Source organism: Candidatus Omnitrophota bacterium, from assembly GCA_023227985.1.
In the GTDB taxonomy this organism is placed as follows: domain Bacteria; phylum Omnitrophota; class Gorgyraeia; order Gygaellales; family Profunditerraquicolaceae; genus JALOCB01.
Genome location: JALOCB010000050.1, coordinates 1 through 7,874, shown reverse-complemented (window position 1 = coordinate 7,874; position 7,874 = coordinate 1). Strand labels below are relative to the sequence as shown.

The window sequence follows — 7,874 nt, the reverse complement described above, 5'->3', positions numbered from 1 at the left end:
AAACATCGCTCAAAAAGCCCAAGCCGCGGCCAGGAATAGCCTGACCATTTCTACTGACCTGAAGAATAAGGCCTTGAAGGAAATGGCTAAGGCTTTAATGGCAGGCAAGAGCGCTATTATCAGCGCGAATAAGAAGGATCTTGTTGCTGCCCAAAGATCAGGTTTGTCTAAGGCGTTTATCGAGCGATTGACCCTTAACGAAGCCCGGATCAAGCAGATGGCTGGTTCTCTGCAGGAGATCGCGGCTTTATCCGATCCGGTAGGCGAGGTAATCAAAGCCTGGCGCAGGCCGAACGGTTTGTGGATCCAGAAGGTGCGCGTGCCTATAGGCGTGATCGCGATCATTTATGAATCCCGTCCGAACGTTACTTCGGATTGCATCGGCCTGTGTTTTAAGGCCGGCAATAGCGTTATATTGCGCGGCGGAAGCGAGGCGCTTAATTCTAATTTGAGCATTTATAGGATCATTAAGGCCGCTTTGGGAAAATGCGCTGTGCCGCAGGATATGGTCAATATGGTCGCTACAAGCGACCGTAAAGCGGTTGATGAGCTTTTGAAATTAAAGGACTATATCGATCTGGTTATGCCCCGCGGCGGGGAAGGCCTGATCAACCGGGTGGTGAGCATTTCCAAAATACCGGTGATCAAGCATTATAAAGGCCTGTGCCATGTGTACGTCGACGAATGGGCTGACCTGAATATGGCCACTGAAATATGCTTCAACGCCAAGGTCCAGCGCCCGGGCGTGTGCAATGCTATGGAGTCGCTTTTGGTGCATAAGGACGTGGCTGCTCGTTTCTTGCCGGGAATGGCCAAGAAATTTGCAGAGGCCGGCGTGGAATTGCGCGGCTGCGCGATGACCCGGAAGATCATCAAATCCGCCAAGGTTAAAACGGCCACGGATAAAGATTATCGCACTGAGTATCTTGACCTGAAGCTTTCGGTTAAGGTGGTCGAGGACCTGGATGGGGCGATCAACCATATCAACGGATACGGCTCGCGCCATTCAGACAGCATTGTTACCGAGAATTACGATAACGCTTTGAGATTCCTGCGGCTGGTGGATTCCGCCTGCGTTTACGTGAATGCCTCGACCCGCTTTACCGACGGAGGCCAGTTCGGCATGGGCGCGGAGATCGGCATATCCACGGATAAACTGCATGCCCGCGGCCCGATGGCCCTGGAAGAATTGACCACGTATAAATATATGGTTTTCGGCAACGGCCAGGTCCGCCAATGAAAATAGGCATACTGGGCGGGACATTCAATCCGGTGCATATCGGGCATTTGATCCTGGCGGAAGAGGTCCGCGAGAAACTAGGCCTGGATAAAGTAATATTCGTCCCGACGTATATTCCCCCGCATAAAGGCAAGATCGGCATAGCCAATCCATCGCACCGCTACAAAATGGTGCGGCTTGCGATCAAAGGGAACAAGCACTTTTTGGCCTCGGATATCGAGATCAAGCGCCAGGGGCCGTCTTATACCATAGACACGATCAGGCAGTTCAAGTCCATCTATCCGTCGGCTGATTTGTATTTTATTACCGGCTCGGACCTGATGAAGTACCTGGTGGAATGGAGGGACCTGAACGCGGTGATCAAGCTGGTCAAGTTCGTGGTAGCCACCCGGCCGGGGTATCCCTTGGAGAACGTTCCTTCGTATATCCACAAGGTGGGGATCCGGGCGGTAGATGTTTCAGCTTTCGAGGTCAGGGAATGCGTCAAAGAGAAGAAATCGTTCCGCTACCTGGTTCCGGAAGCAGTATGCAGCTATATCAATGTGCACAACCTGTACAAGTAATTAACCAGAAACGCTTCTGCAATCAATCGGGGAACTGGGTCGGATTTAAGCAGGAAAGTGTCTTTTATCTAAGAAGGAAAGTGTATTAAAGTATGACACTTTCCGGTATGGCTGTAATACGGTTTCCGTTTTGAGTTCAGAACAGTTTCCGCTTTGAGAACAGAAGCGTTCCTGCTTTGAGAGAGAAGATGAAAATTAAGATAGCGCCGTCGATATTATCCGCGGATTTCAGCAATCTGGCCCGGGATATTAAAAAGGCCGAAAAAGCCGGGGCTGACCTTTTGCACGTGGATGTGATGGACGGGCATTTTGTCCCGAATATTACTATCGGTCCGGCAGTGGTCAAGGATATCCGCAAGTCCACCAAACTGCCTTTAGACGTGCATTTGATGATTGAAAATCCGGAGAAATACGCGGGCGCCTTCGCGCAAGCCGGAAGTGATATGATCACTGTGCATGTGGAGACTATTTCCGCGCCAAAAATAAAGAATTTAAGCTTGAAATTGCGCAAAATGGGTGTAAAATTGGGTGTTTCGCTTAATCCCAAGACATCCCTGAAACCAATAATTGACGTCCTGAAATTTGCGGATTTTGTCCTGGTTATGTCGGTTAATCCCGGCTTTGGCGGACAGGCGTTTATTCCGCAGGTCCTGCCTAAGATCAGGCAGCTGCGCACGCGCTTCAGAGGGGATATCGCGGTTGACGGCGGAATAAACCATGATACAGCGAAATTGGTGATCGCCGCCGGAGCGAATGTCCTGGCAGCGGGTTCATACATATTTAAATCAAAAGACTACAAACAGTCCATAAGGAGATTAAGATGTGCGAAGTAAAGCCTCAAATTAAATTCGGCACCGACGGATGGCGCGGGGTGATCAGCGATAATTTTACTTTTGTTAACGTAAAACTGGTCGGGCAGGCTATAGCCGATTATTATAACAATGAAGCTAAAAAGAGCGGCAATAACAAAGTGACTATTGCCGTAGGTTTCGACACCCGTTTTCTTTCCGACCGTTACGCGGCCATAGTCAGTGAAGTCCTGATCGCCAACGGCATTGACGTGATCCTTTCAGATCGCCCGGTGCCGACCCCGACGTTAAGCTTCGCGGTGAAGACCCGCAAGGCGCAGGCAGGGGTGATGATCACTGCCAGCCATAATCCCGGGGAGTATAACGGGATCAAGATCAAGACCGCTGAAGGCGGGGCAGCCGGGGTAGAGGTTACCGCGGAAGTGGAAAGATTGATCGCCGAGCCTAATCCGGCCAGCCAGATTAAATCCGGAATGATCGATAAAATAGATATGACCAAGGCTTATGTTAAATTCCTGCGCGGATACGTGCAGTTAAGCAAATTCAAGAAGGCCAAGTTCCGCGTCCTGGTTGACGCTATGCATGGAAGCGGGGACAGTTTTTTAAGCCAGGTGCTTAAAGGCACTGACATAAAGTTATCATTCCATCGCGCTGACATCAATCCTTCTTTTGAGGGATTACGGCCGGAGCCGATCCCGGAGAACCTGGGCTCCACTCTGGCCCGGATGAAGAAAGAAAAATACGATATCTGCCTGGTTCTTGACGGCGACGCTGACCGCATAGCCTGCATTACCGGCGAAGGCGAGTTCGTCAGCCCGCAGAAAATTTTGGGGCTTTTGATCCTGCATCTGATCCAGGACCGCAAACTTTCCGGCGGCGTGGTCAAGACCCTGGTAGGGACCAACCTGATCGATAAGATCACCAAAAAATTAGGGCTTAAGGTTTACGAAACCCCGGTCGGGTTCAAATACATTTCAGAATTAATGGTCACCAAAGATATCCTGGTCGGCGGCGAAGAGGCCGGCGGAATGGGGTTCAAGGATTATATCCCGGAACGCGACGGCTCGCTTGCCGGCATCCTGCTTATGGAGATGATGGTCTATCGCAAGAAATCCATTACCGGCATCCTTAAGGATATGGAAAAGGAATTCGGCAGGTATTATTATCTGCGCGACGCCTTGAAGCTTGAGGGCAAAGGCCCGATAAGGCTGGATCCGTTAAAAGGGATCAAGAATATCCAGGGCCTGGAAGTGGTCAAGATCAATGATACCGACGGCCTGAAATTCTTCTTAAGCGATGAAAGCTGGCTGATGCTGCGCGCCTCAGGCACCGAGCCGATCATCCGGATATATGCCGAGGCCAAGAGCCTGGCCAAGTCCAAGGCATTGCTGGAATACGGCAAACAACTGATCCTGAAGAATGTTGTATAAACTCGGCAGAAGCATTTTTAACTGGATATTCCGCTCAGTTTTGAAAATTTCGGTTATTGGCAAAGAGAATATCCCCAGGCAGGGCGGGTATATCTTAGCCAGCAACCATTTAAGCAATCTTGACCCTATACTCCTGGGTGTAGTGTCCAGCCCGCGGGAGCTGCATTTTATGGCCAAAGAGGAGTTGTTCAAAAATCCTCTGGCAGGTTTTATATTAAGGCGGGTGCACGCCTTTCCCTTGAAAAGGGATTCCGCGGATCTGACCGCGATAAAGGAGGCGATCCGCAGAGTCAGGAAAGGCCAGGCAATACTGCTTTTCCCCGAAGGCGCCCGGCAGACCGGCGGAAAGTTCGGGGAGCCTTTGCCCGGGGTAGGATTCTTAGCCCAGAAATTAAATGTGCCGGTAATACCGGCGTTGATCACCGGAACGGATCTGGCAATGCCTAAAGGCGCCAAAGGTATCCGCCCGGCGAAAGTCGCAGTACGTTTTGGAGCACAAATTATTGTTGAAAGGAGGATGGCTTATCGTGATATATCCGGCCGGATAATGGAAGCCATACGCAATTTAGCGGATGCATAGGATCAAATTAGCCAAAAGCATAGGGTTTTGTTCAGGGGTAAGGCGGGCGATCGATATCGCTGAAAAAACGCTTACCTCAAGCAGGAATAAGGTCTATTCTTTAGGCTCGATCATCCATAATCCCCTGGTTATACAGCGATTGAAGCAGAAGGGCCTGATCACGGTCAAGAGCCTGGATGAGGTAGAACGCGATTCTACGATCATCCTGCCTTCCCACGGCAGCCCGCATGAAGTAGTGGCGGCCGCCAGGAAGAAGAACCTCAAGATCGTCGATGTTACCTGCCCGTATGTTTCGTCGGTGCATAAGATCTGCAAATCGCTTTATCAGCAAAAACTGCAGGTCATTATAATCGGGGATAAAACGCATCCGGAAGTAAAGGCCTTGAAGGATCTGGCTCCCAGCGCGCATATAGTAGAGGATATTAACGATACAGCTAGCGATGAGTTCTCGTATAAAAAGATAGGGATAATTTCCCAGACCACGCAGGCCAAAGACAAGTTCTCAAAAATTGTCTCCGCGATCCTGGAAAAGAATTCCCATATCCTGGAAGCGCATATATATAACACAATTTGCCTGGATACATCCAAGAGGCAGGAGGAGGTGAAGCAGCTTGCAGGGGACGTTGATACCCTGCTGGTCATCGGTTCCAGGGCCAGCGCCAATACCAAACGTCTTTTGCATCTTGGCCAAAAGGTCAATAAACGGACTTTTCTGGTTGAGGACGATACCTCGGCGTTGGACAAGATACTTAAGAACGCCAAGGATATCGGGTTGATCAGCGGCGCGTCAGCCCCGCAGTGGTTGGTCGACGCGATTGTGAAAAAAATAAAAACAAAAAATAAAAACATATAAGGAGATATTCTAATGGCTCAAGTTGAACTTTCCGAATTAGAGCAGATGTATAACGACAGTATTAAAATGATCCAGGAAGGTCGGATCGTTAAAGGCAAGGTGGTCTCAGTCAAGACCAAGGAAGTCCTTGTGGACGTCGGTTTTAAGTCCGAAGGCATTGTTTCGATCACCGAGTTCAAGCGCGACGAACTGGAAGTCGGCAAAGAACTGGATTTCTTCGTGGATTCGATTGAAGATGACGCCGGCCTGATCATTCTTTCCCGCGAGCGGGCCAGATGTATGCAGGGATGGGACAGTATTGTCAAGCATTCGCAGGATGGCACTTTACTGGAAGGCCGTCCGGTCAAGAAGGTCAAGGGCGGTTTTCTGGTCGACGTCCTGGGCATCGAAGGGTTTTTGCCCGCGTCGCTTTCCGCGTTCAAGGGCGTCCTGGACAAGGATATCCTGGGCAAGACCTTCAAGTTCAAGATCATCAAGATCAACAAGTTAAGATACGGGATCATCCTTTCCCGCCGCGAGGCTATTCACAAGGAGCGCGAGGAGCTTAAGGCCAAGCTTTGGGTGGAATTAAAGCAGGGCGAGACCTACCCTGGCACAGTCAAGGCGATCACTGATTTCGGCGCGTTCATTGATATGGGCGGCATTGACGGCCTTCTGCATATCACTGATATGTCCTGGTCGAAGATCTCGCATCCTTCGGAGATCGTGGCTGTGGGAGACAGGATCGAGGTAGTTCTTTTGAATATGGACAAGGAGAGCGGCAAGATATCCTTGGGCCTTAAACAAAGAACCCCGGACCCGTGGCAGGAGATTGAGACCAAATACACCGTAGGCACCAAGATCAAGGGTAAGATCGTCAGCATACTTCCTTACGGCGTATTCGTAGAGTTGGAACGTGGCATCGAGGGATTGATCCATATCTCCGAGATATCCTGGACCAAAAAGGTGAGCAATCCCAATGAAATATTCGCTATAGGCGATATGGTGGAAAGCCAGATATTGAGCGTGGAAAAGGCTTCCCGCAGGATCGCCCTGAGCATCAAGCAGTTGGAGCAGAATCCTTGGATCGACGCGGAAGCGAAATTCCCGGCCGGCACCCAGGTGCAGGGTAAAGTGAAGAGCTTTACCAAATACGGGGTGTTCGTGGAATTAGATTCCAGCCTGGAAGGGATGATCCATATATCCGACCTGTCCTGGACCAAGAGGGTGACTAATCCGCAGGACCTGCTGAAAAAGGGCCAGAAAGTGGATGTAGTGGTCATTTCAGTGGACAGCCAGAACCAGAGGATTGCTTTAGGCCTGAAACAGCTTCAGACCAATCCCTGGCCGGAAATAGCCAACAAATACAAGCTGGATACAGAGCTGGAAGCAGAGGCGGTCAGCATCACTGATTTTGGCGTGTTCGTCAAGATCGAAGAAGACCTGGAAGGCTTGGTCTTTACCAATGAGATCGTCCCGGAACTGTTAAAGTCATTAAAACCCGGTGATAAGCTCAAGGTAAAAGTTATCAAAGTCGACGTGGATCAGGGCAAGATCGGTCTTTCCGCGAAGCTTTAAAGCAGAAACGCTTCTGATTGCAATCGGGAAACTGTTCTGGTTTCAAAGGGGGAACTGTATTACCCTTAAGCTGGAAAGTGTCCCCTAATAAAAATCGGCACTTACTGCCCCGTAAGGGGCAGTAAGTGAGTGAATTATGGACATTAAACATCAACTAGAGATCATCAAGCGCGGCGCGGTTTCGATCATTTCCGAAGAGGAACTGGTCAAGAAACTTGAGCTGGCCAAAAAAGAGCGCCGGCCTTTGCGGGTCAAGGCGGGTTTTGATCCCACTGCTCCGGATATTCACCTGGGCCATACTGTGCTTTTGCGTAAGATGCGCCAGTTCCAGGAACTCGGCCATGAGGTTTGCTTTTTGATCGGTGATTTTACCGGTCAGATAGGAGACCCTACCGGCCGGTCGCAGTTGCGCAAGACCCTGACTAAGGATGAGGTTAAAGAAAACGCCAAGACCTATAAAAAGCAGGTCGCCAAGATAATGGACCTGAAAAAGCTGGAAATTGTCTTTAACAGCGAATGGTTCGAAAAAATGAACGTGGCGGATTTTCTGGGCCTTACAATGCACGTGACCGTCAGCCAGATGCTCCAGCGTGAAGATTTTAAGAAGCGCCTGGATAATAAACAGGATGTTTCGATGCTCGAGTTCATGTATCCTATTCTCCAGGGTTATGACTCGGTAATGCTTAAAAGCGATATTGAGCTGGGAGGGACAGATCAGATATTCAACCTTTTGGTCGGCCGCGACCTGCAAAAGGATTTTGGCCAGGATCCCCAGGTAGTGATCACTATGCCGCTTCTGGAAGGCACTGACGGCGTGAACAAGATGAGCAAGTCTTTGGGTA

The 7,874-nt window shown here is 50.0% G+C and carries 8 protein-coding genes; all 8 read left to right on the top strand.

The genetic code is table 11. The features are described from left to right. The first annotated feature begins 4 nt into the window (after positions 1-4). Complete coding sequence (locus M0R35_07485) at positions 5-1,240, top strand: glutamate-5-semialdehyde dehydrogenase (GenBank protein MCK9595498.1); 1,236 nt, start codon at positions 5-7, stop codon at positions 1,238-1,240. Next, positions 1,237-1,803, top strand: coding sequence for a nicotinate-nucleotide adenylyltransferase (gene nadD / locus M0R35_07480; GenBank protein ID MCK9595497.1), 567 nt, complete (start codon positions 1,237-1,239; stop codon positions 1,801-1,803). Before M0R35_07485 ends, nadD begins: the two co-directional genes overlap by 4 nt. A 188-nt stretch (positions 1,804-1,991) precedes the next feature. Beyond that, positions 1,992-2,636 (top strand): ribulose-phosphate 3-epimerase, encoded by a 645-nt coding sequence (gene rpe / locus M0R35_07475; protein MCK9595496.1) that lies wholly within the window; start codon positions 1,992-1,994, stop codon positions 2,634-2,636. Then, on the top strand, positions 2,624-4,042 hold the full coding sequence (locus M0R35_07470) for a phosphoglucomutase/phosphomannomutase family protein (protein MCK9595495.1): 1,419 nt from the start codon (positions 2,624-2,626) through the stop codon (positions 4,040-4,042). Before rpe ends, M0R35_07470 begins: the two co-directional genes overlap by 13 nt. Before the next feature lie 40 nt (positions 4,043-4,082). Next, positions 4,083-4,622, top strand: a complete 540-nt coding sequence (locus tag M0R35_07465) for a 1-acyl-sn-glycerol-3-phosphate acyltransferase (protein MCK9595494.1) — start codon at positions 4,083-4,085, stop codon at positions 4,620-4,622. Further along, positions 4,615-5,475, top strand: coding sequence for a 4-hydroxy-3-methylbut-2-enyl diphosphate reductase (gene ispH, locus M0R35_07460; GenBank protein MCK9595493.1), 861 nt, complete (start codon positions 4,615-4,617; stop codon positions 5,473-5,475). The genes M0R35_07465 and ispH overlap by 8 nt, the downstream gene beginning before the upstream one ends. 12 nt (positions 5,476-5,487) lie before the next feature. After that, positions 5,488-7,032 carry a 30S ribosomal protein S1 gene (locus M0R35_07455; protein MCK9595492.1) on the top strand — a complete coding sequence of 515 codons (1,545 nt, stop codon included), beginning with the start codon at positions 5,488-5,490 and terminating at the stop codon, positions 7,030-7,032. A gap of 136 nt (positions 7,033-7,168) precedes the next feature. After that, positions 7,169-7,874: tyrosine--tRNA ligase (gene tyrS, locus M0R35_07450; protein MCK9595491.1), on the top strand; the 706-nt coding region annotated here is incomplete at its 3' end.

Coding starts and splice junctions, on each gene's coding strand:
- rpe (MCK9595496.1), top strand. CDS start 1,992: ATGAAAATTAAGATAGCGCCGTCGATATTATCCGCGGATTTCAGCAAT.
- M0R35_07455 (MCK9595492.1), top strand. CDS start 5,488: ATGGCTCAAGTTGAACTTTCCGAATTAGAGCAGATGTATAACGACAGT.
- M0R35_07470 (MCK9595495.1), top strand. CDS start 2,624: ATGTGCGAAGTAAAGCCTCAAATTAAATTCGGCACCGACGGATGGCGC.
- nadD (MCK9595497.1), top strand. CDS start 1,237: ATGAAAATAGGCATACTGGGCGGGACATTCAATCCGGTGCATATCGGG.
- ispH (MCK9595493.1), top strand. CDS start 4,615: ATGCATAGGATCAAATTAGCCAAAAGCATAGGGTTTTGTTCAGGGGTA.